We start from the raw sequence: 23,181 nt of genomic DNA, 5'->3' as shown, positions 1-23,181 counted from the left end.
GGTCACTGAAACGTTACGTCCACCGGTTGTCCGGGATTCAGCTTCGCGGCGGTCGGCGTGTCGAAGCGAACCTCGATCATGAAAACGAGTTTCTCGCGGCTCTCCTGGCTGTAGATGACGGGCGGTGTGTACTCCGCCTGCGGCGAAATATAGGTCACCTTCCCCGCGTAAGTTTCGCCGACGCCATCCACGAAAACGTGCACCGGTTCTCCCGGGTGAACCGCGCCCACTTTCACCTCGGGCACGAACACCCGCACCTTTACATTCTCCGGCGGCAGCAACGCGACGATCGGCTTGCCCGCGCCGACCCACTCGCCTTGCTGATACAATAGATCGTACACCAGGCCATTCCCCGGGGCGTCCTGGCGTTTCTGCGAGAGGTTCCAATCCGCCTGCGCGAGCGCAGCCTGGAGAGCGCGCACATTGGCTTCGGCGGCGGCGACTTGATCCTCGCGTTCACCGAGGTGCGCGGTCGTCAGATCGGCCTCGAGTTGCGCGACACGGTGCTGGTCCTGATCGCGCGCTGAACGGGCGCGATCGAAATCCTCGGCCGAGGTGACGCCACGGGTATGGAGATCGTCCTGACGTTTGTATTCCTTTTCCGAGAGCACCAGGGCGGCGCGCGCCTGCTTCAATTGAGATTCGGCGGATTCAATCTCCGGAGGCCGTTTGCCTTTCTTCGCGTCCTCCAGATTCGCCTTTCCCTGCACCAATTTGCGCTCCGCTTCATCGCGCGCGGCCGTTTCCAAACCGCACTCCAGGGCGAAAAGCCGGTCACCGGTTTTCACCCGCATCCCGCGCTTCACCGAGAGCGTTTCGAGCTGTCCGGCGAAAGGCGACGCGACGTAGACGTATTCGCCTTCCACATAGCCTTGGAAGCGATTGGATGATTGCCGATGACAACCGGTGAAAGCGGCCAGGCAAGAGCCAGCGCGCACGTGCGTAAAATGGAAAAGCGCCATCTTTCATTTTCTTTCTCCCCTTCATCGGTCAGCGCGCCTTCGAGGAAAAACGGTGATGATTTTGAATGAACGCCTCGCGAGGTGTCGTCTGGAGCTCATCCATTTTTTGTGGGGGATAACGACCGAATCGACCGCGCCGAGCAGCATCTCGATCAACATCACCGCGGGGGATATCCTTGCGGATCATGCCGGGCCTTGCGACCATCCTGGATGAGCTTGCCGAAGAAGCGCTGGATCAATTCGCGCCGCCGTTGCTGCACCTGGGCGAAGAGCTCAGGGGCTTCGCGGCGGACATCGCGGACATAAGCGGCGCCGATTTCCTCGGTGTGCATGCGCATGCAGGAGAGCAGCGCTTGTAAACGTTCGGGAAAACTGCCACCCGCTTCCTGCAGGGCCTGTTCCAGATCGGCCTCAACGGCGCTCAACTTGTCGTCCATCACTGCCCGCAGGAGAGCCATCTTGCTCTCAAAATGAGCGTAGAGCGTTTTCTTGCTCATGCCGAGTTCGGCGGCGAGGTCGTCCATCGTCACGCCACGGAAGCCGTGGGAAAAGAAGTAGCGGCGGGCGCCGGCGATGATCCGGCGGGCGGCTTCCGCCGGTGGGCGGACGTCGGTGCCGGCTTTGAGGATGGATGGATGAGCGGGCATAACCTCTGGAAACTAAAACAGTATTCTAAGTTTCCATGGTCAATGCAAGGGAATTTTTAAACGCAGAGACGCGGAGACGCAGAGGGGAGAAGGAAAGTTACTACGATACGCTCCTACGCGTGTCAGAGAGCGTGTCGCTTTGCTGAAGACAGAGACCTCCACCCAACACCCAACACCCAGCACCCAACATAAGAAGCGCGATCGCACACGCTTGCGCCATTGGATGTTGGATGTTCTGCTCTTCCTTCCCCTTACTTCACGGGCACGAAATCGATCTGCCGTTTGTAGGCGTCGACGCGGGAGACGATGACCTGCAACACGTCGCCGATCTGGTAGGTTTTGTTCTTGCGGCGGCCGACGAAACGCAGCCGCGTGCTGTCGAATTGATAGAAGTCATCCGGCAACGAGCTCACGTGAATGAGGCCGGTGATGAGGCAATCGGGTAATTCCACGACCAGCCCGTAGCTACGCACATCGACCACGATGGCCCGCATTTCCTCCGGACGACGCGCGGTGAGCTGGCGCTGGAAGAACTCCATCTTCTTGAGCATCGTGCTGTCCCGCTCCGCATCTGCGGAAGTGCGTTCGGTGGTGGAAATGTGCGCGGCGATTTCGCCCACGGCGCCAACGCCGCCGAGCTTCTCCCCGGCCAGGGCGCGATGCACGAGCAAGTCGGCATACCGGCGGATGGGACTGGTGAAGTGCGTGTAATTCACCTTGGCGAGACCGTAGTGCCCGACCGGGTCGGTGGCATAACGGGCGCGCTTCAGACTCTTCAGCAAGCCCAGCTTGAGCGCATATTCCTCCGGCTTGCCACGCGTGGCGGCGAGCAGGCGCTGCAATTCACGCCGTTGGGTGAGGTCGCCGGCGCGGAAGCCATAGCTGATGGCGAGTTCGCGGTAATCCGCGAGACGATCCGGGTCCGGGTCTTCGTGGATGCGGTAGACCGTCGGGATCTTGCGATCCTTGAGCGCCTTGGCCACGACTTCATTCGCCGCGAGCATGAATTCCTCGACGAGCTGATGCGAAATGTCGTTGTCCATTTTCTCCAGCCGCACGGCGCGGCCCTGGTCGTCGAGCCACACTTTCACTTCGGGGAAATCGAGATCGAGCGAACCTGCGGCGAATCGGTTCTTGCGCAGCAGCGAGGCGAGTTCCCAGGCGAGCTTCACGCGTTCACGCAATTCCGGCGTGACATTGAGCGGCACGGGTTTGGCATCGAGATGCACTTTTCCGCCGCGCTCGTAGTTCGGCGTGGCCGGCACGGGCCGATCTTCGAGAATGGCCAGCGCCTGGCGATAGGTCAGCCGCGCCGCGCTCTTGATCACGCTCCTGGCGAAACGCGCTTTGCGGATCTTGCCGCTCTCGTCGAAATCGATGAAGGCGCCAAAGGTGAGCCGCTCGACGCCCGGTTTGAGCGAGCAAATGCCATTGCTCAAGCGCTCGGGCAGCATCGGGATCACGCGATCGGCGAGATAGGTCGAGTTACCACGTTTGCGCGCTTCGCGATCCAGCGGATGCCCAGGGCGCACGTAGTGCGAGACATCGGCGATGTGCACGCCGAGCCGCCAGCCGCGCGCCAATCGTTCGACGTGAATGGCATCGTCGAAATCCTTGGCATCATCGGGATCGATGGTGACGATGAATTGTCCGCGGCAGTCCTCGCGGCGCGCGATTTCATCCGGATGAACGGTCTCGAAAATCTTCTCGGCCTCGCGTTCGACGGCATCCGGGAACGCCATCGGAAGCTGGTATTTCCGGATGATCGAAAGCATGTCCACACCCGGCGCGTGGGCCGGACCGAGGACCTCGATGACTTCGCCTTCGGGGTTGACGTGGCGCGACTCCCATTCCTCAAAACGCACCACCACCTTGTCACCGACCTGCGCCCCCTTGGGTTCGGGTTTGACGTAGATATTGTGCTGCAGCCTCGGGTCATCGGGGATGACATAGAAGAAGTTCTTCGAGGACTGGAGCGTGCCGACGATGGTGTCGTTGGCCCGTTCGAGAATCTTGATCACCCGTGCTTCCTGGGCGCCACCACGGCGCTGCTCGCGGCCTTCGTGCATCAAGCGCGCGACGACCTTGTCGCTGTGCATGGCGGTCCCGAGATTGGGCGCAGAAATGAAGACGTCCTTCACGCCCGGCGTTTCGCTGAGCAGATGCGCGTGGCCATTCGCATGGACCTGCAGGATGCCGGTCACGAGATCGGCGGTCTGCGGCAGGACGTAGCGGTCCTTGCGAATGCGCGCGATCTCACCGGCGGTTTCGAGTTCGCGGAGGGCTTCGCGTAATTCGGCGCGCTGGTCGCTCGGCCAGCGCAGCGCTTTGGAAAGCTCGACCTTGTCAAGCGGACGGTAGTTCGGGTTACGGAGGAGCTGCCGAATGCGCTCCTTCAGACCACCTTGGTCTGGTTGTTTCTTATTACGTTTCATGTGAAAAATGGGGAATGAGGGATGAGGGTAATGCGCGCGGAAGGAGAATCGTGCGAGCCGATCCTAACAACTCTGCTTGCTGCCGTCGAAGCCCATGCCATGGGAACAAACTCCATCCAAAAAGCAGCAGAGCGCGGATATATGATAAAAGACTGAACTTACAAATTAGGCGCGATTCGGAAGCCACCACTCATACCGACCCAGCGCCTTGATGCCGCCGACAATACATCGACATATTTAATATGCCAGCACTTTTCGCGAAACCACCGACGCTGAGGATAGCGCCGCTACAATTTTGCCGCGTGCACTGCTTTCACAAAAGTCGCGGCGCGGTTCTTCAACTCCACCCAATCGCGCTTTTGCAGGATCTCTTTCGAGACGAGCGAGGAACCAGCGCCGAGCGCCACGCTGCCGGCCTTGAGGAAGGCCGCGGCGGTGTCGGGCGTCACGCCGCCGGTCGGCACGATGCGAAGCATCGGCAGCGGGGCGAGGACGTTCTTGATATAAGTCGGGCCGCCGAGATCAGCGGGAAAGAGCTTCACGAAATCCGCACCACTCTCGTGGGCGAGCAGGCATTCCGTGGGCGTGAAGGCGCCGCTGGCGATGGGCTTGCCGAGATGCTGCGCGGCGGCGATGACCTGCGGCTTCGTCACCGGCGTGACGATGAATTCCGCGCCCGCGGCCACCGCGGCATAGACCGTGCGCGGGTCGATCACACTGCCCACGCCCATGAGGATCGCCTCGCCAAATTTCTGCGTCACCGCAGTAATGACCTCGAGCGCATTCGGCGTCGTCATCGTCACTTCCATGGCCGTGACCCCGCCGGCGAGCAGAGCGCCCGCGGCTTCGAGGAGTTGTTCCGAAGAATCCGCACGGATGATCGCGATGATGCCGGGATCGAGGAGCCGTTGAATGATTTCGGATTTGGTCATGGAATGAAGCGCCCTTTTTAGGCAGGTTATTGGCGATGAACAGGAATTTGCGTGTGGTCCATGTCCTAGTCCCTCTCTGCATTGCCGCCGTTCTGGCGTTTGGCGCCACCCCTCCTCCCAAAGCTCCGGTCAATGAAGCCGCCAAGGCGGCACGGGAAAAACTCGCGGTATTCCAAGGCCGCGTCGATGCCCGGGCGCTTGACATCGCGTGGCCCTACCTGGACTCCACGGATTGTGCGGTGCGCGAAGTCGCGCGCCAGGCCATCGAGGCGCAACCCTTCGAGAACTGGAAGCAACGCGCCCTCGAAGAAAAGAAACCGTGGGCCTCGCTGGAAGCGCTTCGCGCGCTCATCGAAGCGTGTCCTCAACCGCAGGCCGCCGCCCTGTCGCCGCACCTCTGCGAGCAGATCACCACGCTGGGCATCGAGCAAATGAACGAACCGCAGCAACTCGCCGCCTTGCAATTGACGCGCTCCATCTTCGCCCGCCTCGGTCCGGTTTCCGCGGATGAACGTACGCAGATGCTCGATCTGTGGGCCCATTTCCCCGAACCGCTTACCGGCCGCGCGAAGGCGGAAGTCGTCCGCCTCGTCGCCTTCCTCGAAAAGACGCCGACCCGCTGAACGAATCGCTCGTCACCCCGTTTTGGGCAAAATGGATGCTTCCGTGGATTCGATTTCTGCTTCAAGAATCCTCGGCTTGAAGTCCGACATCTCCCCTCCCTCACCGTCCGGTCCCTCCACCGGCGCGATCATCTGGCTTACCGGTCTCAGCGGGTCGGGAAAGACGACCATCGCGACCGCCCTGGAAAGAGCGCTTCGCCAGGCTTGCCGCGGAGTCTGCGTGCTCGATGGCGATGAACTCCGGCGCAGCGTGAACTCCGATCTCGGGTTTTCTCCGGAAGATCGAGCCGAAAATGTTCGCCGCGTGGCGGAAATCGCCCGGCTGATGGCCCAGGCTGGCCTGATGGTCGTCGTCGCACTCATCAGCCCATTCCACAAAGACCGTCACCAGGCCCGGAGCGTCGCCGCGGCAAGCGGCATCGATTTCATCGAGGTCTATCTGGACTGCCCGCTGGAAATCTGCGAGCGGCGCGACCCGAAGGGATTGTATAAGAAAGCGCGGACCGGCAATCTGGCAGCATTCACCGGCATTGATTCCGGCTATGAAACGCCGCAACACGCAGAAATCGTGCTTTCCACCGGCACGCAACTCGAGAGCGAAAGCATTCGGACGTTGCTTGAATTCCTCGGCGCACGTTTCTCACCTGATAGTGCGCAGGGCTAGTCGGTAAATATAATTTTCATAATCTACGTGCGATTACGCTTGTCGCACAGAGAAATGAAGACTACAGGCTTCGCGCCATATGGCTATGGCATCGTCTTTCGAGAAACTGAGACTCCCCCCTTCAGCGCGTCGCACGGCGGCAGCTTGCCTTCTAGGAGGTATCGGCCTGGCGGCGCGGGCGCTGGGCGGCGTGTTCACACTGACTAATAGAAATACCCTCGCCGTCACTGCCGGGAATGCGAAGTGGTGGATCCGCCAATCCACCGGCAGCCTTCGAACCCACGCCGGCCGCCCTTCTTCGGGATACGGCATTTCGGAAGCGCACCTCATTTCTCCGTCCCGAACTGACGGCTTTGACGGAGCGGTCGGGATCTCGGTGAACGGCAAAGTATTCATCCCTCCCGCCGGCAAGGTAGACCTCACGACCACCGCGGCAGGCACTTTCGTCAATATCGTCACCCCGCAAAACATCGGTGGGGTCAACACCAGCCTGAATTACTTCTTCACCGGCACGGGATCTACAGTCCGCGCCGTGGGCGTGTTCACTAACACCACCGGCACCACCCTCACGATCAATGTCGGCGTCGGAGGCAATCTCGGCTCGGATCGCAACACCGAAGTACTCCGCTACGCCAGCGGGGGATCGACGCTGAGTCTCACTCAGGACAATTACGTGATCAGCCACCAAAAGGGTCAAACAGGCGACCTGGGTGACGACCCGCATGAGACGTGGGTCTTTTTCGGCCCCGGAGGTAAGACTCCATTCTTCGGTGCATACCAAAACGGAAATGACATCATCGGCGAGGAATGGAGCCTCACGCTCGCACCCGGCCAGACCGAGGAGCTGATGTGGTTCGTTCAATTGAATCCGGACTTGGCCAGTGCTCTATCGGGTAGCTCGACGTTTGCCAGCCTGAGCGCGTTGACCTCCGCCGGCTTGCTCTCAGGATTGTCCGCGTCCGATCTGGCAGAGATTGAGAACTGGCTGGCCATCTCGACCGGTCCGATTCTCCAGAACTCGGCCCCCGTGAACATCCCGACCACGGCCGACTTCCTCGTCGGCGGCCCAGTCGTCACCGGTGGCGGGAACAACACGGTGAATTCTCTCACCTTCCTGTCCGGCAGTTCCCTGAAGATCTTCAATACGCTTACCGTCACGACGGGTCCCGTGGAGCTCGTCAATGGATCGAGCATCGACTTGGAAAACGCCACGTTCAAGGTCAACCAACTGAACATCGATTTCGGCGGCTTCCTCGGCGGCAACGGCACCATCTTCGGCAATCTCTTCAACGCCGGCACCATCAGCCCGGGCCATTCTCCCGGTCAGATTCACCTCACGGGTAACTTCGTTCAGGGGCCCACGGGCACGCTGGTCATCCAGTTCGCCGGCCATAGCAAAGGCCAATTCGATGTCTTTTCCGTGGATGGATCGGCGAAGCTCAACGGTACGCTGCAATTGCAAGCCCTCGACAAGTTCAAGTTGCGCCGCGGCGATAACTTCCAGTTCCTCACCGCCGGCGGCGGGATCTCCGGGAAGTTCGCCGATGTCGTTAACCCCTTCGTCACGGATACGATCCTGAATCCCCGACTCGTCTACCGCGGCCAGAGCGTCAGCCTCGAGGTGCGAACCTTCCAGGACTTCGCCAACGCCTGGGACCTCACGCCGAATCAAAAGTCGGTGGCCCGCGCACTGGACAGCATCAATTACGACAGCCGCGCCGACAAGCTGACCAATTACGTCGACAACCGCCCGCTGCCCAAGCTGCCCGGCGATTTTGTGAAGATCGCTCCCGAGGAACTCACCTCGATGTACACCATCGGCGTGGCCTTGGAAAAAGTGCAGTCGCTGAACATCCAGCGCCGCACCGATGACATCCGCAGCGGCTTGAGCGGCTTCAGTGCCGCCGGTTTCGCCATCAATGGCGACGGTCCCAGCTTCAGCGGACCGATGAACCGCGGCGGCGTCGCCGGCCCGAACGGCAGTGACGACAAAGACAGCAAGATGCGGGCGGTGCCGCTGACCGACGAACGCTGGGGCGCCTTCCTTTCCGGCACCGGCGAATGGGTCAGCGTGGGCGACACCGACAACGCGCGTGGCTACGACTTGGAAAGCGGAGGATTCACTCTCGGCGCGGATTACAAGGTGACGCCGAATTTCGCCATCGGTCTGGCGGCTGGTTACACCGGCACGACCGCCGATCTGGTGGATGGCGGCCGGATTCACGTCAACGGCGGCAAGCTGGGGCTCTACGGCACCTTCTACCAAAACCAGCCGGTGGCCGCGGCGCCGACGATGTCGAAAGATTCGTCCAAGGACTCCAAGGAAGTGCAAGCGCCGGCCGCCAGCGTCGCCAAGGGGCTCTACGCCGACTTTGCGGCCTTCGGCGGCTACAATAGCTACGATACCCACCGCAGCGGACTTCAGGGCACGGCCCGTGGAGATACCGATGGCGGCGAACTCAACGTGCTCTTCGGCACCGGTTACGACTTCAAGAAAGGCAACCTGACCTTCGGTCCCACCGCGACCTTCAACTACACCTACCTCGGTACCAGCGAATTCACCGAGCATGGCTCCCTCGCTCCGCTGAACGTCCACGGCGGCAAAGGCGAATCCCTGCGCTCGGCGTTTGGTTTCAAGGCCAGCTACGACTGGAAAGTCGGCGGCGTGCTGATCAAACCCGAGCTCAGCGCCTCCTGGCAGCACGAATACGGCGACTCCGCTTATGCCATCGATTCCAGCTTTGCCAATGGCGCGGGCAATTCCTTCCTCGTCAATGGCCCCAAACTGGGACGCGACAGCGCGCTGCTCGGCGCCGGCTTTGCCGTGCAGTTCAACGAGCGCATGTCCACCTACTTCTATTACGATGGCGAGCTGGGCCGGACGAATTACCAGTCGAGCAGCGTGACCGGCGGATTCCGCATCGCGTTCTAGGGTGGATCGCACCCCGCAGTGGTGGTAGGGACGAATGCATCTCCACCGTCCCTGACTGCCTCTTCGAGTGACACACCCTACTCCTGACCCGCGCCAGCGTCTCGAAGCAGCCTTCGAGGATTTGCGCGCGGGGCGAACCAAGGAGGCCCAGCAGGCAGCCGATGGGTTGCGGCGCACGTTTCCGGACCATGCCGGCGTGCGCAACCTGCTGGCCTTGATCGCGCTGGATCAGCAGGCTCCCCAGCGAGCCGCCCAGCATCTCGAGCACGCGATTCGCCTCGATCCCCGGGAGCCGATTTACCACTGCAATCTCGGCGAGGCGCGGAGGGCCTTGCAGGAGATGGACAAAGCCATCGAGAGCTTCCGCCAGGCGCTCGCGCTCAAGCCGGATTACCTCACCGCAGCGCTTAATCTCGGCAGCGCTTATTTCGCCACCAAGAACTATGCGGCGGCTCTCGCCGCTTTCGATCGCGCCATCGAAATCTCTCCCGCCAACGCGCTTGCCCCAGCCTACCGGGCAGACGCCCTGCGTGAGCTTGGCCAACTGCGGGAGGCGATTCACGGGTACGAAGAGGCGCTGGAGATCGATCCCGATCTTCCTCACGCCGTCGGCAATCTTGGTCTCCTCCTGTTGGGCGTGGGCCAGCCTGAGCGCGCCGTGGAACTGGCCCGCCGGGCGACGGAATTGGAACCGCACTCGGGAACTGCCTGGATGAATCTGGGGAACGTCCTCAGGTCGCTGGACCGGCTGGAGGAAGCGATGGACGCCTTTGCGCAAGCGCAGGAAAAAATGCCGGATTCCGCCGAGCTCTGCACCCTTATTGGTGGCATCTGGCAGGAAACGGACGATCTGATCCAGGCGGAGAGCTGGTACGAAAAAGCGCTCGAAGCGGAACCGGGCCGCCTGGAAACCCGCTGTGCGCTCGCCTCCACCGTTGCCGCGGCCGGCGACAGCACCGCAGCCGTGGAAGAGTTTCGCCAGATCGTCGCCGAGCATCCCGAGAGCTTCGAGGCGCAACTGGGATTGGGCAATGCGCTGTGGGAGGAAGGCGAAGCCGAAGGGGCCGTCGCCGCCATGCGCGCGGCCGCCGCTCTGCGCCCGGAAAACGCAGGCGCGCTGGCCAGTCTAGCTTCGATCCAGGCCTCCGCGGGCGACGTGGAGGAAGCCAATGCCAGCAACCGCGCGGCGCTGGCGATCAATCCCCGATGCATCCCGGCGCTTTCCAATCTCGCGCTCAATCTACGCGGCAAGTTGCCCGAGGCCGATGCGCACACCATGGAGGATCTGCTGGCCGCCAAGTGGCCACGGCAAGGCGCGCGCGCCTCCGTGCATTTCGGGCTCGCCCACTACTGGGATGGACGCAAGGAATACGTCCGGGCCGGTGAGCATGCGGTGGCGGCCAATGCCTTGCATAGTGAATTCAAGCGCGAGCGCGGCTGGCATTACGAGCCCGTGGAGTACGAACAACATATCGGCCAACTCATCAGCGCCTTTAGCCCGGAGTTCTTCCGGCGCACGCAAGGAATGGGCCGTGATTCCGAGGCGCCCGTTTTTATCGTCGGCATGCCGCGCAGCGGCACCACGCTGACCGAACAAATTCTCGCCAGCCATCCGCATGTCTTTGGAGCCGGGGAGCGCAATTTTGCCGGCCGGGTTTTTCACAGCCTGCCCGCGCTGCTGGACCGCACCACGGAGTCTGCCGAGTGCCTCACTGACGTCGGCGCCGCAGAAATCCGCGCATTGGCCGACTGGCATCTCGAACAATTGCAGACGCTGGTGGAAAAAGCCGGAGGCTCGAAAAGCGTGGAGCGGATTGTCGACAAAATGCCCGATAACTACAGCCTGCTCGGCTGGATCGTGACGGCGTTTCCGAAAGCCCGCATCATTCACTGCCGGCGCGACGTGCGCGATGTCGCCGTCTCGTGCTGGATGACGCCGTTCAAGGAAATCCGCTGGGCTTTCGATCTGCGGCACATCGGCCAGCGGATCTTGCAATACGAGCGCATCATGGAGCACTGGCGAAAGGTTTTGCCGGTGCCCATGCTGGAGATCGATTACGAGGAAACGGTCGCGGACCAGGCGGGACAGACGCGGCGCCTGCTCGATTTTGTCGGCCTGCCTTGGGACGACGCCTGCCTGGAGTTTCACCGCACGGAGCGCCTGGTGCGCACGGCCAGCGTGACGCAAGTGCGCCAGCCGATTTACAAGCGCTCGCTGGAGCGCTGGCGGCATTACGAGCCCGTGCTGGGGCCATTGCTGGAGATTCTCGGCACTGGACGTTAAACCGTCCGGTATTCGGAAATTGCTTTCGCGAGACGGGCTACTCGCGAATAGGAAAAAGGCATCCTCCGTGCCTTGAACAAGAAGCAAGGCACGGAGGATTGTAAGTGCAAATACAGTGTTTGGTGTTGAGCATGTCACGACAAAACCGTCTCGAGCGATTTTCTTCCTGCGTGCCAACGGCGCCCCCGAGCAAACGGCCATTGGCAATCCCCACCCGCTCCGCTAGCGTCCCCGGACAGGAGCATCCTTATGAGCGACATTTCCCCGCAGGCTGTGAAGGACGTCTATGCGCGTATCACCGCCGAGCTCGGCAAGATCATGGTGGGGCAGGAGTCGATCATCCGCCTGTTGCTGGTCAGTTTGTTTGCGCGCGGGCATTGCCTGCTCATTGGTGTCCCGGGGCTGGCCAAAACGCTCCTCGTCCGCAGCCTTGCCGAAACGCTCACGCTCAGTTTCAAGCGCATCCAGTTCACGCCCGATCTCATGCCGAGCGACATCCTCGGCTCGGAACTGCTGCAAGAGCGCGATCGCAAACTGGAATTCGAGTACTTCGCCGGCCCGATTTTCGCCAATTTGCTGCTCGCCGATGAAGTGAATCGCACGCCGCCGAAGACGCAATCCGCGCTGCTCGAGGCGATGCAGGAGCACAAGGTCACCGTGGCCGGTGCCTCGCGCGCGTTGCCCGATCCATTCCTTGTCGTCGCCACGCAAAACCCCATCGAACAGGAGGGCACCTATCCCCTGCCCGAGGCGCAGCTCGATCGCTTCATGTTTTCGCTGAATCTCGACTACCCCGCGCACGAAGAAGAAATGGAGATCGTCCGCCGCACGACCTTGCGCATGGCCGAAAAACTCACCGCCGTCGTATCGCTCGAACAAATCCTCGCCGCGCAACAACTCGTCATCGCCGCGCCAGTGAGCGATCACGTCATCGACTACGCCGTGCGACTCGCCGCGGCGACGCGACCGGGTAATGGGCAAGCGCCACAGATCACCCGCGATTTCGTGGAATGGGGCGCCGGCCCGCGCGCTTCGCAATATCTCATCCTCGGTGCCAAGGCGCTCGCCCTGCTGGCCGGCCGGATCGCCGCGGAAACCTCCGACGTGCGCGAAGTCGCGCTGCCAGTATTGCAGCATCGGGTGATTACTAATTACCGAGCCACTGGCGCGGGGAAGAAGTCGCGGGATATTATCCACGAACTTCTCACCCAAGTGCAGGAAAAAAACTACTAGCGTTCGCCATGTCTTCCTCGACGCCGCCTCCGCTGCCAAAACCGACCGGCACCGGCGCGGCGCTGAGCCTGTTGCAATTGCGCCGGCAGGCTCGGGCCAAAGAGCCGTCGCCGTCGCTGCTCAATGTGCAGGAGCTGGAACGATTCGAGAACCTGCTGCTCTTCGCCAGGGCGGTGGTGGAAGGTTATTTCTCCGGCAAGCACAAGTCACCCTATCGCGGCTCGGCGGCGGAGTTTGCGGATTACAAGGAATACACTCCAGGCGACGAACTCTCCCGGCTCGACTGGCGCGTGTATGGACGCACGCGGCGATTGTATCTGCGGCAATTCGAGGAGGAAACGGATATGACCGTCTATCTGATGGTCGATATCAGCGGTTCGATGCGCTACGCGGGCGAGAAGCGGCCTTCGAAATACCTTCTCGCGGCCAAGATCGCTGCGGCACTCGCTTATCTCATGATGGCCCAGAGCGACAAAGCCGCGCTGGTACTTTTCGCGCAAAGGGTCATGCAATTCCTCGCTCCCGGCGGAACGCGGCGGCATCTGCACCGCCTCGTCACCGAGCTCGAGCGAGTGCGGCCGGCGCTGACCACCGGCATCGCCGGCGCGGTGCAGGAATGCAACGCGCTTTTCAAAAAGCGTGGGCGCATCGTCATCCTGTCCGATTTTCTCGACGACACGACAGCGCTCTTCGATGCGCTGGCCCAATTCGTCCATCGCAAATTCGAAATCCTGCTTCTGCAGATCGTCGATCCCGACGAACTAAACCTGCCGGCCTTCAACGCCGCCAAATTCATCGATCTCGAAACCGCGGAAACCGTGCAGGTCGACCCGGACGAAATCCGCGCGAGCTATCGGGCTCACATCCAGCAGCACATTGATACTCTGGCCCACGAGGCCGACCTGCGTCGAATTCAGCACCGCTTGGTGGACACCCAGCGACCGTATCTGGATGCCATCGAAGCCTATCTCGGCTTCCGAGGCAGAAATGAGCGCCAGCGGTAACTCTCCGAGGACCTGCCATGAGCTTTCTCAATCTAGCCCTGCTCCCCGGGTTGGTCCTGCTTGCGTTCCTGCCGCTGGTCATCCACCTACTGAATTTACGTTTCCCACGAGTCTTCGAATTCTCGTCGGTGAAACACATCCGCGAGACCATCGCCCAGCGGTCGCGCATCTTTCGCCTTCGTCACTGGCTTTTGATCCTGCTGCGCACGGCATTGATCGCCCTGTTGCTGCTGGCCTTTTTGAAACCGCTCCTGCGGCGCTTCAATTCGAATGCCGACCGGAAAGCACCACGGGCGGTGCTCATCGTCATCGATCATTCGCTGAGCATGGAACACCAGGGTGGCGGCCTCAGCAGCCGGCAGCGGGCGCAAAACGAAGCGGAAAAAATCCTCGCCACGCTCGGCGCGGAGGACAGCGTGAATATCGTCACCGCCGGACAGACCGCGCAGTCGTGCTTTTTCGAAATGTCGCGCAATCATCCCGACGCGAAGCATTTCCTCGCGGCCATCAAGCCCGGCTACAGCCGCGCCGATTTCAGCCGGGCCAATACCGTCGCCGCCCGACTCCTGGCGCAGAGTAGCGGTCGGCCGGAGATCTACTATTTGTCCGATTTCCAGCGCCGAAATTGGGCGAACGTCGACTTCACCGCATTGCCGCCATCGGCGCGGCTGTTCTTTGTCGATTGCGCGCCACCGCATCCGGACAATCGCGCCATCCTCGGCGCCACGCTCAGTCAGTCACAGGTCCTCGCCGGCGACACGGTGACGCTGGAAGTGGAGGTGGGTAATTTCCGCAATCAGCCCATGCAGGAACCGGTGAAGGTGATGATCGATGGAAGTAGCAGCTTCGAAAAGGAAGTCTCCGTGGCCCCATGGAGTACGGCGAAAATTACGCTGCCCGTGCCGCCGGGCGGACCGGGCCTGCACCAGTGCGAGATCCGCATCCCGCCGGATGACCTCCCGCTGGATGACCATTATTTCCTCACCATCCCCGTTTTGGAAAAGGAGGGCATTCTTATCGTCTCCGACGCACCCGACCCGAAACGCGATGCGGTCCTCTTCCTCAAGACGGCCCTAAATCCTTATGAAGACCATGCGGGCTCGCTGCTGCCGGAACAGATTCCCGCCGCCGGTCTCACGAGCGCGAAACTGGCCGCGGTGCGGAAGATTTTCTTCACCCACACCGGCCCGCTAAACGAGGCCACGTGCAAGCTATTAGCCGACTTCGTCTTCCACGGCGGAGGCATCTGCTATTTCCTCGACGGCGAGAACGACGTGGCCAATTTCGCCGCGCTGGAACGCGCGACCGGCCCCGGAACCCTGCCGCTGCAACTCGGCGCTCGCCGTATCGCGAAAAATGTCGGCGCCGCGGCGCAGCAGATCATTCGCGGTGATTTCAAATCGCGCTATCTCCGGCTCTTTCGCGAGGCCAATCGGCAGAATCTCGCGTTGCTCGAGTTCTACGACATCGACGATGCCGCTGCGACCGGTGCGGGAAAGGTCCTGCTCACCTACGCCGACGACACCCCGGCCATGGCCAGCGCCAATCACGGGCTCGGCACCATGCTGTTCATGAATTTCTCGGTCAGCGAATTTTCCAGCAACCTCGCGCGGCAACGCATCTTCCCCGCATGGATGCAGGAGATCGTGAAAAACCTCACCAGCGACGAGCCGCTGCCCCTCTCCACGCAAGTGGGCGAAACCGTTTCGGACGAGATATGGAAGAGCGAACTGGCGGAGAATGCGCTGCGCAAGCCGGGCGGCGAGCTGGCGGATGTGAAAACGGAACCGCTCGGCGAGCGGATCGGCATCACTTTCACGCCGGACGAACCGGGCTTCTACACCATGCGCGGGCCGAAGCTGCTGCACTCCTACGCGGTTAACCCGCCGCCGGACGAAAGCGACCTGCGCCCGATCGACCGCGCGCTATTGCCGGAGCAATTGAGCGAGAAAGGCCAGGCCGGTTTCTTCGTGCAGGGTCACGAGGACTTCGAGAATCTCATTCTCGGGAAGCCGATTTTTCATTGGTTCGTGCTCGCCGCGGTAGCCCTGCTGCTGATTGAACTTCTCTTTCAACTCTTTCTCCTCCGCACCGCGAATAAACAATCATGACGAGCATGCAATGGCCCCAGTTACTTTGTGCCGACCGCCTTGGCAGCAGCCGCCCCGCCGGTGCAGAACCGCAACGCTCGCCCTTCCAGCGTGACTCGGACCGCATCATCTTCTCGTCCGCCTTCCGGCGCCTCCAGGACAAGACCCAGGTTTTCCCGCTGGCCGACAACGACTATGTGCGCACGCGCCTCACGCACAGCCTGGAAGTGGCCAGCGTCGCCCGATCGCTCGGCACCATCGTTGGCACGGCGATTGGCGAGCGCGGGGAGTTGCCTGGCATTCACGCCTCGGACTTCGGCGCGATCGTCTCCGCCGCGGCGCTGGCTCATGACCTCGGCAATCCGCCCTTCGGTCATTCGGGCGAAGACGCCATCCGCGTGTGGTTCGAGACTTCGAAGGTCGCGCAGGACGCCCGCACGATGCTGAAGAAGAACGAACAGGAGGACCTGGCCCGCTTTGAAGGTAATGCGCAGGGGTTCCGGCTCATCACGCGGTTACAGATGCCGGACAATCCCGGCCTGCGGCTCACCTGCGCCACGCTCGGGGCTTTTACGAAGTATCCCATCGAATCACTCGTCCCGGACAAGGCGCGCGTCCACGAAGGCGCGAGCACCAAGAAATTCGGCTTCTTCCAAAGCGAACGTGAGTTCTTCGCCGACGTCGCCACTCGCTGCGGACTGATCCGCCGCTCGCCGCTGCACTCGTGGTGGGCGCGGCATCCCCTCGCCTTCCTCGTCGAAGCGGCGGATGACATCTGCTACCGGTTGGTTGATTTCGAGGACGGCTTCCGGCTCGGTTATCTCGATTATGAAGAAGTGCGCGACCGTTTTCTGAGTGTCATCGGCGACGCCTCTTTGCGAGAGCGGTCGGAAGCGATGCGGGAGGAAAAGGAGCGTATCGAGTTCCTCCGCGCGCTGGCCATCGGCACCGCCGTGCAGCAGGCTGCCGGGCTTTTTCTCGAAAAGGAAGACGCCATCCTGGCGGGTGATTTCGATGCACCGCTCATCGATCACATCGCCGCCGGCGACGAACTGGAGACGATCAAGCAGCGCTCCGTGGAGACGATCTATTCGACCACCCGCGGGGTCGAAATCGAGGCCGCCGGCTTTTCCGTCCTGGGCGGGTTGCTGGATGACTTTGTCTCCGCCGTAAGCGACGTCGCCCGCCGTGGCGCCAGGCACGCCAGCCCCCGCAGCCGCAAGCTTCTGCGCCTCGTCCCGGAACAATCCCTCGGCCCCGGCAAGGAACCCGACGGCAACCCCTACCAGCGGCTCCTGCGAATGATCGACTTTGTCTCCGGAATGACCGATACTTACGCCGTGTCCCTCTTTAAGAAAATCCGGGGCATTTCCCTGCCAGGACAATGAAATGAGTGCCAAGAGCCAAGATACGAGAGCCAAGTGTTCGGGGCCACTCGCCAGATAGTGCCCCACTTGGATCTCGTTACCTGGCTCTTGGCACTCGCTCAGGCACGGAATCTGCATCCTTCAACCGAGAATCCTTTGCCAACTATGAAAAACACCCTCCTCCTCCTTAGCGCTGCGGGCGCTGCTTGCGTCCTTTCCGGCTGCGCCGGGGCTGTCATCACCCACACCGATATCGCGTCCGGCGCGTATAAGCCGAAGGCCATCTACATTCGCTCCTATATTGCCGAGAATGCGCCGTTCAAAGGCCACCATGGCGATAGCGTAGGCGAACACGCGATCCGGCGTTCGCTGGCTCCGGCCGCGTTCTCGACCGCGCTCAAGGAAGAGATGGAGAAGCTGGCGCCGGCGATGGTGCTGGACAACAACGACAAGCCGACGACCGGCTGGCTCGTGGAAAGCGATATCGAATATGCCAACGCCGGCAGCCCGGTGCTGCGGGCGTTGTTTGGCAACTTTGAGGCTGGTCATTCTTGCGTGAAAATCCACGTGCGCATCACCGATGTCGGTGGCCACTACGTCGCGATGGGCGACAAGGATATGAGCAAGGGCGGCGTCGGCGCCGGCAATGTGATTTACGAATTCGATGTCAAAGCCAGCAGCGGCGACACCGGCGCGCTCGGTTCGACCTACGCTCCCGGCCTCGGCAGCGCCGAAGAGTTTGACTACAAGAATGCCGCCGAACGCATCGCGTATGCTCTGACGATCGATCCGCAACGGTACGGCACGCGGACGACCCCGAGCATCACCGAGTAAGCGCCAACCGAAACTTTGTTGGTGGTTCCGGGAGGGCGGGCTTCCGCCGGGCGATGGTGACCTGAGAGTCGCCGCCCGGCCGAATTCCGCCCTCCCGATTTTTTTGTGGAAAGGACAGGGCCGGGGCGGCAGTTCGATCACTATTGAGGCCGCCCGTTACAAGATTGTTACTTTCCGTGCGGGGACTGGCTGGCTAGCCTCGGCGCCCCGATGAAGACTTTCGCGACCTCGCACTTCCTCAGCCGCGAGCTGAGCTGGCTGGCTTTTAATCAACGCGTCCTGGAAGAAGCGCTCAATCCAGCCAATCCGCTCCTGGAGCGGGTGAAATTTTTCACCATCACCTCATCCAACCTGGATGAATTCTTTGAGGTGCGCGTAGCCGGTCTTAAGCAACAGGTGGAAAGCGATATCGTGGAGCGAAGCTTCGATGGGAAAACGGCCACCGAAACGTTGCGGGCCATTCATAAGAAGGTCCGGGGAATGATCGATCAGCAGTACGCCTGCTGGCGGGAGGAGTTACTGCCGGCGCTGGCGAAAAACGGCATTCACATCCTGGACTACGAACACCTGAGCGATGCCGACCGCACCTGGGTGGAGCAATACTACCGCGCCAATGTGCGGCCGGTACTGACCCCGCTGGGAATCGATCCTTCGCACCCTTTCCCGCAGCTCCTCAATAAGTCCCTGAACATCGTGGTGCAGGTCGAGATCGAGCGCGAAGGCGAGATCGAGCGACGCCTGGCCGTAGTGCAGGTGCCGCGCGTGCTGCCCCGCCTGGTGCGCTTGCCGCGCGAAGACGAGCGCTTGGATTTCATCTATCTCGGCCACCTCGTCGGGCACTATCTGGCGGATCTTTTCCCGGGGACGAAAATCCTCGGCTTCTGGCACTTCCGCGTCACGCGCAACAGCGAACTCTACATCGACGAGGAAGATATCGGCAACCTCCTCAAGGCGGTGGAGAATGAATTGCATAATCGCCGGCGCGGCGCCGCGGTACGCCTCGAAGTGGACGCGACTTGCCCGGCGGAGATCTATCAGTATCTCCTCGAGACCCTCGAACTCACTGAGGAAGACCTCTATCTCATCGACGGGCCGCTCAATCCCACGCGGCTGATGGTCATCTACGCCGGCGACCACTCCCCGGAGTTGCGCGACAAGCCGTTCTTCGCCCCGACCGCGCCCGCCTTCCGCAGCGCCCAGGACATCTTCTCGGTCGTCCGCCAGCGGGATGTGCTCGTCCATCATCCCTACGAAAGCTTTGGCAGCGTCGTTGATTTCCTCGAGCAAGCGGCACAAGACCCCAACGTCCTCGCCATCAAGCAGACGCTCTATCGTACCGGTGGCGACCCGCGAATCGTCGGCGCGCTCATGGACGCAGTGAAGAACGGCAAGCAAGTCACCGCCGTCACGGAACTGAAGGCCCGCTTCGACGAAGCCAATAACATCCTCTGGGCGCGACGCCTCGAGGAAGCCGGCGTGCACGTCGTCTATGGCATCGTCCACCACAAGGTGCACAGCAAGATCGCGCTCGTCGTCCGCCGTGACGAAGACGGATTGCGCCGCTACGTGCATCTCGGCACCGGCAACTACAATCCCAGCACCGCCAAGCTTTACACCGATCTCTCTTTCTTCACCGCCCAGCCCGACTTCGGTGAAGACGCGACCAATTTCTTCAACCTGCTCACCGGCATCTCCCATTTCCAAGGTGCGAAGAAGTTCATCATCTCGCCTTTCACCACCCATGACACCGTCATGGCACTGATCAGAAAGGAGACGGAAAACGCCCAGGCGAAAAAGCCGTCGCGGATCATCGCCAAGATGAACTCGCTGGTGGATACCGAGGTCATCGAGGCTCTCTACGAGGCATCGAGCGCCGGGGTGAAAATCGACCTGATCATCCGTGGCATCTGCTGCCTGAAACCGGGCGTTGCCGGACTGAGCGAAAACATCACCGTCCGCAGCATCATTGGCCGTTTCCTCGAGCATTCGCGCGTCTTCTATTTCGAGAATGGTGGCACGCCGAAACTTTTTCTCGGCAGCGCCGATTGGATGCAACGCAACTTCTTCCGCCGCATCGAGATCGTCTTCCCCATCGAGGAACCCGCCCTGCGTGATCGCGTCGTGAATACCATTCTCGCCACGCAGCTCGCGGATAACACCAAGGCGAGCATTTTGGGCAGTGATGGTTCCTATTCACGCCCCACGGTGAAAAAAGAAGCCTCTCAGCGGAACAGCCAGGCGGAATTCATGGCCATGGCCGCAGGAGAAGCGAAATCCCGCCGTTCCACGCGCGCGACGAAAAAGAAATACCACAAAATCGAAATCGCCCAGGGGCCGCGGTAGGTCAGTGCATCTCGCTGGACGCCATGCCCACCAGGTCCTGCCCCTGGAATACCTCCACCCGGTAGCCGTAGTAGGCGTGCCCCGAAGCGGGAATCATGGACGAAACCGCATTTCTTCCACCCGCCCCCGCTCCACCACTCCCTTTCTTGATCGCCGCGTGGTGAGCGGTGGTGTGGGTGAAGCTCACTTCCTCCGTGGTAAAATCCTGCGCTTTCCTCGGTTGGAGCGTCACCTTGTTTTCGACGGTCTTTTCCTCGACCACTTCGTGTTTGCCGGCTTCGTCCCTCCCCAGGAATGTCGTCTTCACGTTGACGTCCATATTCGCCCCGGTGACATCCACGAGCGTCACGGTGAGCGTCTTCTTCGTCGTTCGCGTGAACTTCTCCGCGTCCAGGGCAGTCGCGGCCGCTTGCGCCGGGTTGGGCGTTTGTCCTTTTCCACCACCCTTGGCGCCACCTGGGGCTGGGGTGGCCGCGCTCGATCCACCGACGGCCGTGGCCACACTATTCTCCCGCACGAGCACCTGCACCTTGGGCGGCCCGGAAAGTTTCGGCGGCGCCGGCGTGGCGGGCGCTTCGGCGCGGAGGGCGGAGACTGAGGCCAGGCAGAGGGTCATTAGGCCAGCGAGATGACAGCGAGGAAGGATGATTTTGTGGTTCATGGGAAGAAGGAGTTGAGAGAGAAACCCCGTAAAACAACGGATGGCTCGCGCAGATTTTCTCTTTTCCGTCCCGGACCTCCCTCTTGCCAAGCGGAGGCTGCCCGCTAGTATGCCTCCGCACTCATGGTACCTTCAAAATTCGCGCTCGTTGCGCTTCTGTTCACGTTGCTCGCAGTCGCCGTTCCTGGCCGGGCGGAAGAGGCCGCCGCCTATGCCGTCACGGACAGCACCACCGGTTTCGTGCTCGATCAGTATCGCGGTGACAAGAAGCTGCCCATCGGCAGCCTGACCAAAGTCGCCACCGCCATGGTGGTGCTCGACTGGAGTGCGGCCAGTAATTCCAACCTGGACCAAGTCGCCACCGTCCCGGGGAGACGCCGCCCAGATCGCCTCCAGCCAGGGCACCAATCTCCAACCGGGTGACCGCGTGACCCTGCGCGACCTGTTCTACGCCGCGCTCATGCAGGTCCGACAATGTGGGCCGCCCTCACCCCTGGGGAGACCACGTGGGGACAAGCCATCGGCGGCGGCGGCAGGCGCGGTGGAAAAACTTTGTCGCGCAGATGAACGCCCTCGCTCGAACCAAGGGCATGCGGAATACCAAGTTCCTCAACCCTCACGGCCTCGACAACCTCGAGCGCTCGGTCCCCTATTCCACGGCTGATGATCTTGCCAAGCTCACCGCCTACGCCATGGCGAACTCCGCCTTCCGCTTCTATGTGTCGCAGCGCGAGCGCAAGATCACCATCTTCAGCTTCAGCACCGGTGGCCAGAGCGCCTATCTCCTGCGCAACACCAACGAGTTGCTCGGCATCAATTCCATCGATGGCGTGAAGACCGGCACCACGGCTCGCGCCGGCCAGTGCGTCATCATCTCGGCCGCCAGGACGCCGGAGAGCCGGCAGGAAGGCGAGACCCACGTCATCACACCTCGCCGCCTGAATGTGGTGGTGCTCGGCGCCACCAATCGCTTCGCCAACGCACAGGCTTTGCTGGCGCGCGGGTGGCAACTTTACGACGCCTGGGCCGCCGCCGGTCGCCCGGCTAAATGGAAGGCGCCTCGCTAAGCCTATGGAAATGCCCAAACGCATCGGTGTATTAACCAGCGGGGGCGATTGTCCCGGGCTCAATGCCGTCCTGCGCGGAGTCGTTCGCGCCGCGGCCAATCGAAACTGGAAAGTCTTCGGCTTCATCGACGGTTTCGAGGGGTTGCTCCCCCCCGGTGATTTCATTCCGCTCACGACGGCCCGCACGGCGGGGATCATGCAACTCGGCGGGACGATCATCGGCACGACCAATCGCGGGCATTTCGTCGCAAAGGTGGGCGAAGGCACCAAGGCGGTCATCCCGCAGGAGATCATCGAGCAGGCACGGGAAACACTGCGGCGGCTACAGATCGATGCGGTCATCGCCATCGGCGGCGACGGGTCGCTGACCACCGCGCAGCAAATGTGGGAAGCGGGTATACCGATGATCGGCGTGCCGAAGACGATCGATAACGATCTCGAGGCCACCTCGATGACTTTCGGCTTCGACAGCGCCGTCGCCTGCGTGGCCGATGCGCTCGATCGTCTGCACACCACCGCCTCCAGCCACAAGCGCGCCATGGTCATCGAAGTCATGGGCCGTCACGCCGGCTGGATCGCGCTTTACGGCGGCCTCGCCGGCGGCGCGGATATCATTCTCATTCCAGAGATCCCGTTCGATCACGAGAAAGTGGCGGAAGCCGTCCGGAAACGGGATGCCAACTCGTGTCTGAGCACGCTGGTCGTGGTCGCCGAGGGGGCCATCGAGAGAGATGGTCACCTGCACGCGCGCACCGTGACATCGGGTGAAGTCAAGCTCGGTGGCGTCGGCGAAATCGTCGCCCACGAAATCAGCCAGCGGACGGGCAAAGAGACGCGGACCTGTGTGCTCGGCCATCTGCAGCGTGGTGGCGCGCCGACTACTCTCGATCGCATTCTCGGCACGCGCTTCGGCGTCAAAGCCGTGGAATTGATCGCCGAAGGCAAATTTGGCGAGATGGTCAGCTACCAGAATTACCAGGTACTGAGTGTGCCGATTGCCGATGCGGTGCATCGGATCAAGGTGGTCCAACCCGACAGCCAGATGGTGAAGACCTGCCGCGACGTCGGGATTAGCTTCGGCGACTAAGAAGCTGCGAACCAAC

The 23,181-nt window shown here is 61.6% G+C and carries 18 protein-coding genes; 13 read left to right on the top strand and 5 right to left on the bottom strand.

The features are described from left to right. Positions 1-2: 2 nt before the first annotated feature. The 4 genes from CFE428DRAFT_RS22075 to CFE428DRAFT_RS22060 all read right to left on the bottom strand — a co-directional run bounded on the left by CFE428DRAFT_RS22075 (position 3) and on the right by CFE428DRAFT_RS22060 (position 4,976). Entirely contained in the window at positions 3-938 is a 936-nt protein-coding gene (locus CFE428DRAFT_RS22075) for an HlyD family secretion protein (RefSeq protein ID WP_202797483.1), read from the bottom strand. Positions 939-1,120: 182 nt separating this feature from the next. Next, positions 1,121-1,609, bottom strand: a complete 489-nt coding sequence (locus tag CFE428DRAFT_RS22070; RefSeq protein WP_006981872.1) for a TetR/AcrR family transcriptional regulator — start codon at positions 1,607-1,609, stop codon at positions 1,121-1,123. A 251-nt stretch (positions 1,610-1,860) separates the two neighbouring features. Next, the gene (rnr, locus tag CFE428DRAFT_RS22065; RefSeq protein WP_006981871.1) at positions 1,861-4,044 is read right to left on the bottom strand and encodes a ribonuclease R; all 2,184 of its coding nucleotides are present in this window, start codon (positions 4,042-4,044) and stop codon (positions 1,861-1,863) included. Positions 4,045-4,331: 287 nt separating this feature from the next. Continuing rightward, positions 4,332-4,976 carry a bifunctional 4-hydroxy-2-oxoglutarate aldolase/2-dehydro-3-deoxy-phosphogluconate aldolase gene (locus tag CFE428DRAFT_RS22060; protein ID WP_006981870.1) on the bottom strand — a complete coding sequence of 215 codons (645 nt, stop codon included), beginning with the start codon at positions 4,974-4,976 and terminating at the stop codon, positions 4,332-4,334. A gap of 53 nt (positions 4,977-5,029) precedes the next feature. On the opposite strand from CFE428DRAFT_RS22060, the gene CFE428DRAFT_RS22055 reads away from it, so the two are divergent. The 10 genes from CFE428DRAFT_RS22055 (at position 5,030) to ppk1 (ending at position 20,350) form a co-directional block, all read left to right on the top strand. After that, positions 5,030-5,599: a hypothetical protein gene (locus CFE428DRAFT_RS22055; protein ID WP_131989778.1), complete on the top strand. Its 570-nt coding sequence runs from the start codon at positions 5,030-5,032 to the stop codon at positions 5,597-5,599. Between the two features lie 76 nt (positions 5,600-5,675). Then, positions 5,676-6,263, top strand: coding sequence for an adenylyl-sulfate kinase (cysC, locus tag CFE428DRAFT_RS22050; RefSeq protein WP_202797482.1), 588 nt, complete (start codon positions 5,676-5,678; stop codon positions 6,261-6,263). Between the two features lie 190 nt (positions 6,264-6,453). Continuing rightward, positions 6,454-9,195 carry an autotransporter family protein gene (locus CFE428DRAFT_RS22045; RefSeq protein ID WP_237705543.1) on the top strand — a complete coding sequence of 914 codons (2,742 nt, stop codon included), beginning with the start codon at positions 6,454-6,456 and terminating at the stop codon, positions 9,193-9,195. Between the two features lie 67 nt (positions 9,196-9,262). Further along, the gene (locus tag CFE428DRAFT_RS22040; protein ID WP_006981866.1) at positions 9,263-11,479 is read left to right on the top strand and encodes a tetratricopeptide repeat-containing sulfotransferase family protein; all 2,217 of its coding nucleotides are present in this window, start codon (positions 9,263-9,265) and stop codon (positions 11,477-11,479) included. Positions 11,480-11,728: 249 nt separating this feature from the next. Further along, positions 11,729-12,712: an AAA family ATPase gene (locus CFE428DRAFT_RS22035; RefSeq protein ID WP_006981865.1), complete on the top strand. Its 984-nt coding sequence runs from the start codon at positions 11,729-11,731 to the stop codon at positions 12,710-12,712. 8 nt (positions 12,713-12,720) lie between these two features. Then, positions 12,721-13,716, top strand: a complete 996-nt coding sequence (locus CFE428DRAFT_RS22030; protein ID WP_006981864.1) for a DUF58 domain-containing protein — start codon at positions 12,721-12,723, stop codon at positions 13,714-13,716. Positions 13,717-13,733: 17 nt separating this feature from the next. Continuing rightward, a complete protein-coding gene (locus CFE428DRAFT_RS22025; RefSeq protein WP_006981863.1) occupies positions 13,734-15,827 on the top strand; it encodes a vWA domain-containing protein in 2,094 nt (697 codons plus the stop codon). Continuing rightward, positions 15,824-17,194, top strand: a complete 1,371-nt coding sequence (locus CFE428DRAFT_RS22020; protein ID WP_006981862.1) for a deoxyguanosinetriphosphate triphosphohydrolase — start codon at positions 15,824-15,826, stop codon at positions 17,192-17,194. The genes CFE428DRAFT_RS22025 and CFE428DRAFT_RS22020 overlap by 4 nt, the downstream gene beginning before the upstream one ends. Positions 17,195-17,338: 144 nt before the next feature. Next, complete coding sequence (locus tag CFE428DRAFT_RS34220; protein WP_006981861.1) at positions 17,339-18,007, top strand: hypothetical protein; 669 nt, start codon at positions 17,339-17,341, stop codon at positions 18,005-18,007. A gap of 210 nt (positions 18,008-18,217) precedes the next feature. After that, complete coding sequence (gene ppk1, locus CFE428DRAFT_RS22010) at positions 18,218-20,350, top strand: polyphosphate kinase 1 (RefSeq protein ID WP_006981860.1); 2,133 nt, start codon at positions 18,218-18,220, stop codon at positions 20,348-20,350. A 1-nt stretch (position 20,351) separates the two neighbouring features. On the opposite strand, the gene CFE428DRAFT_RS22005 is transcribed toward ppk1, so the two are convergent. Beyond that, the gene (locus tag CFE428DRAFT_RS22005) at positions 20,352-21,011 is read right to left on the bottom strand and encodes a hypothetical protein (RefSeq protein WP_131989777.1); all 660 of its coding nucleotides are present in this window, start codon (positions 21,009-21,011) and stop codon (positions 20,352-20,354) included. A 123-nt stretch (positions 21,012-21,134) separates the two neighbouring features. Here CFE428DRAFT_RS22005 and CFE428DRAFT_RS22000 point away from each other — a divergent pair, with 123 nt between their 5' ends. From CFE428DRAFT_RS22000 to CFE428DRAFT_RS21990, 3 genes are read left to right on the top strand one after another with little or no spacing between them, the layout of a single operon-like run. Then, positions 21,135-21,434 carry a D-alanyl-D-alanine carboxypeptidase family protein gene (locus CFE428DRAFT_RS22000; protein ID WP_006981858.1) on the top strand — a complete coding sequence of 100 codons (300 nt, stop codon included), beginning with the start codon at positions 21,135-21,137 and terminating at the stop codon, positions 21,432-21,434. 53 nt (positions 21,435-21,487) lie between these two features. Next, positions 21,488-22,078, top strand: coding sequence for a D-alanyl-D-alanine carboxypeptidase family protein (locus tag CFE428DRAFT_RS21995; protein ID WP_337442752.1), 591 nt, complete (start codon positions 21,488-21,490; stop codon positions 22,076-22,078). A 4-nt stretch (positions 22,079-22,082) separates the two neighbouring features. Continuing rightward, positions 22,083-23,165, top strand: a complete 1,083-nt coding sequence (locus CFE428DRAFT_RS21990; protein WP_006981856.1) for a 6-phosphofructokinase — start codon at positions 22,083-22,085, stop codon at positions 23,163-23,165. Positions 23,166-23,181: the final 16 nt, after the last annotated feature.

Origin of the sequence: Chthoniobacter flavus Ellin428 (assembly GCF_000173075.1) — a bacterium.
GTDB lineage: Bacteria > Verrucomicrobiota > Verrucomicrobiia > Chthoniobacterales > Chthoniobacteraceae > Chthoniobacter > Chthoniobacter flavus.
This window is presented reverse-complemented; position numbering and strand designations above follow the sequence as displayed.

Excerpts from the sequence above, each read along its gene's own strand:
- CFE428DRAFT_RS22060 (WP_006981870.1), bottom strand. The coding sequence starts at position 4,976 with ATGACCAAATCCGAAATCATTCAACGGCTCCTCGATCCCGGCATCATC.
- CFE428DRAFT_RS22005 (WP_131989777.1), bottom strand. The coding sequence starts at position 21,011 with ATGAACCACAAAATCATCCTTCCTCGCTGTCATCTCGCTGGCCTAATG.
- CFE428DRAFT_RS22020 (WP_006981862.1), top strand. The coding sequence starts at position 15,824 with ATGACGAGCATGCAATGGCCCCAGTTACTTTGTGCCGACCGCCTTGGC.
- CFE428DRAFT_RS22025 (WP_006981863.1), top strand. The coding sequence starts at position 13,734 with ATGAGCTTTCTCAATCTAGCCCTGCTCCCCGGGTTGGTCCTGCTTGCG.
- CFE428DRAFT_RS22035 (WP_006981865.1), top strand. The coding sequence starts at position 11,729 with ATGAGCGACATTTCCCCGCAGGCTGTGAAGGACGTCTATGCGCGTATC.
- CFE428DRAFT_RS22030 (WP_006981864.1), top strand. The coding sequence starts at position 12,721 with ATGTCTTCCTCGACGCCGCCTCCGCTGCCAAAACCGACCGGCACCGGC.
- CFE428DRAFT_RS34220 (WP_006981861.1), top strand. The coding sequence starts at position 17,339 with ATGAAAAACACCCTCCTCCTCCTTAGCGCTGCGGGCGCTGCTTGCGTC.
- CFE428DRAFT_RS22000 (WP_006981858.1), top strand. The coding sequence starts at position 21,135 with ATGGTACCTTCAAAATTCGCGCTCGTTGCGCTTCTGTTCACGTTGCTC.
- CFE428DRAFT_RS22070 (WP_006981872.1), bottom strand. The coding sequence starts at position 1,609 with ATGCCCGCTCATCCATCCATCCTCAAAGCCGGCACCGACGTCCGCCCA.
- ppk1 (WP_006981860.1), top strand. The coding sequence starts at position 18,218 with ATGAAGACTTTCGCGACCTCGCACTTCCTCAGCCGCGAGCTGAGCTGG.
- rnr (WP_006981871.1), bottom strand. The coding sequence starts at position 4,044 with ATGAAACGTAATAAGAAACAACCAGACCAAGGTGGTCTGAAGGAGCGC.
- CFE428DRAFT_RS21990 (WP_006981856.1), top strand. The coding sequence starts at position 22,083 with ATGGAAATGCCCAAACGCATCGGTGTATTAACCAGCGGGGGCGATTGT.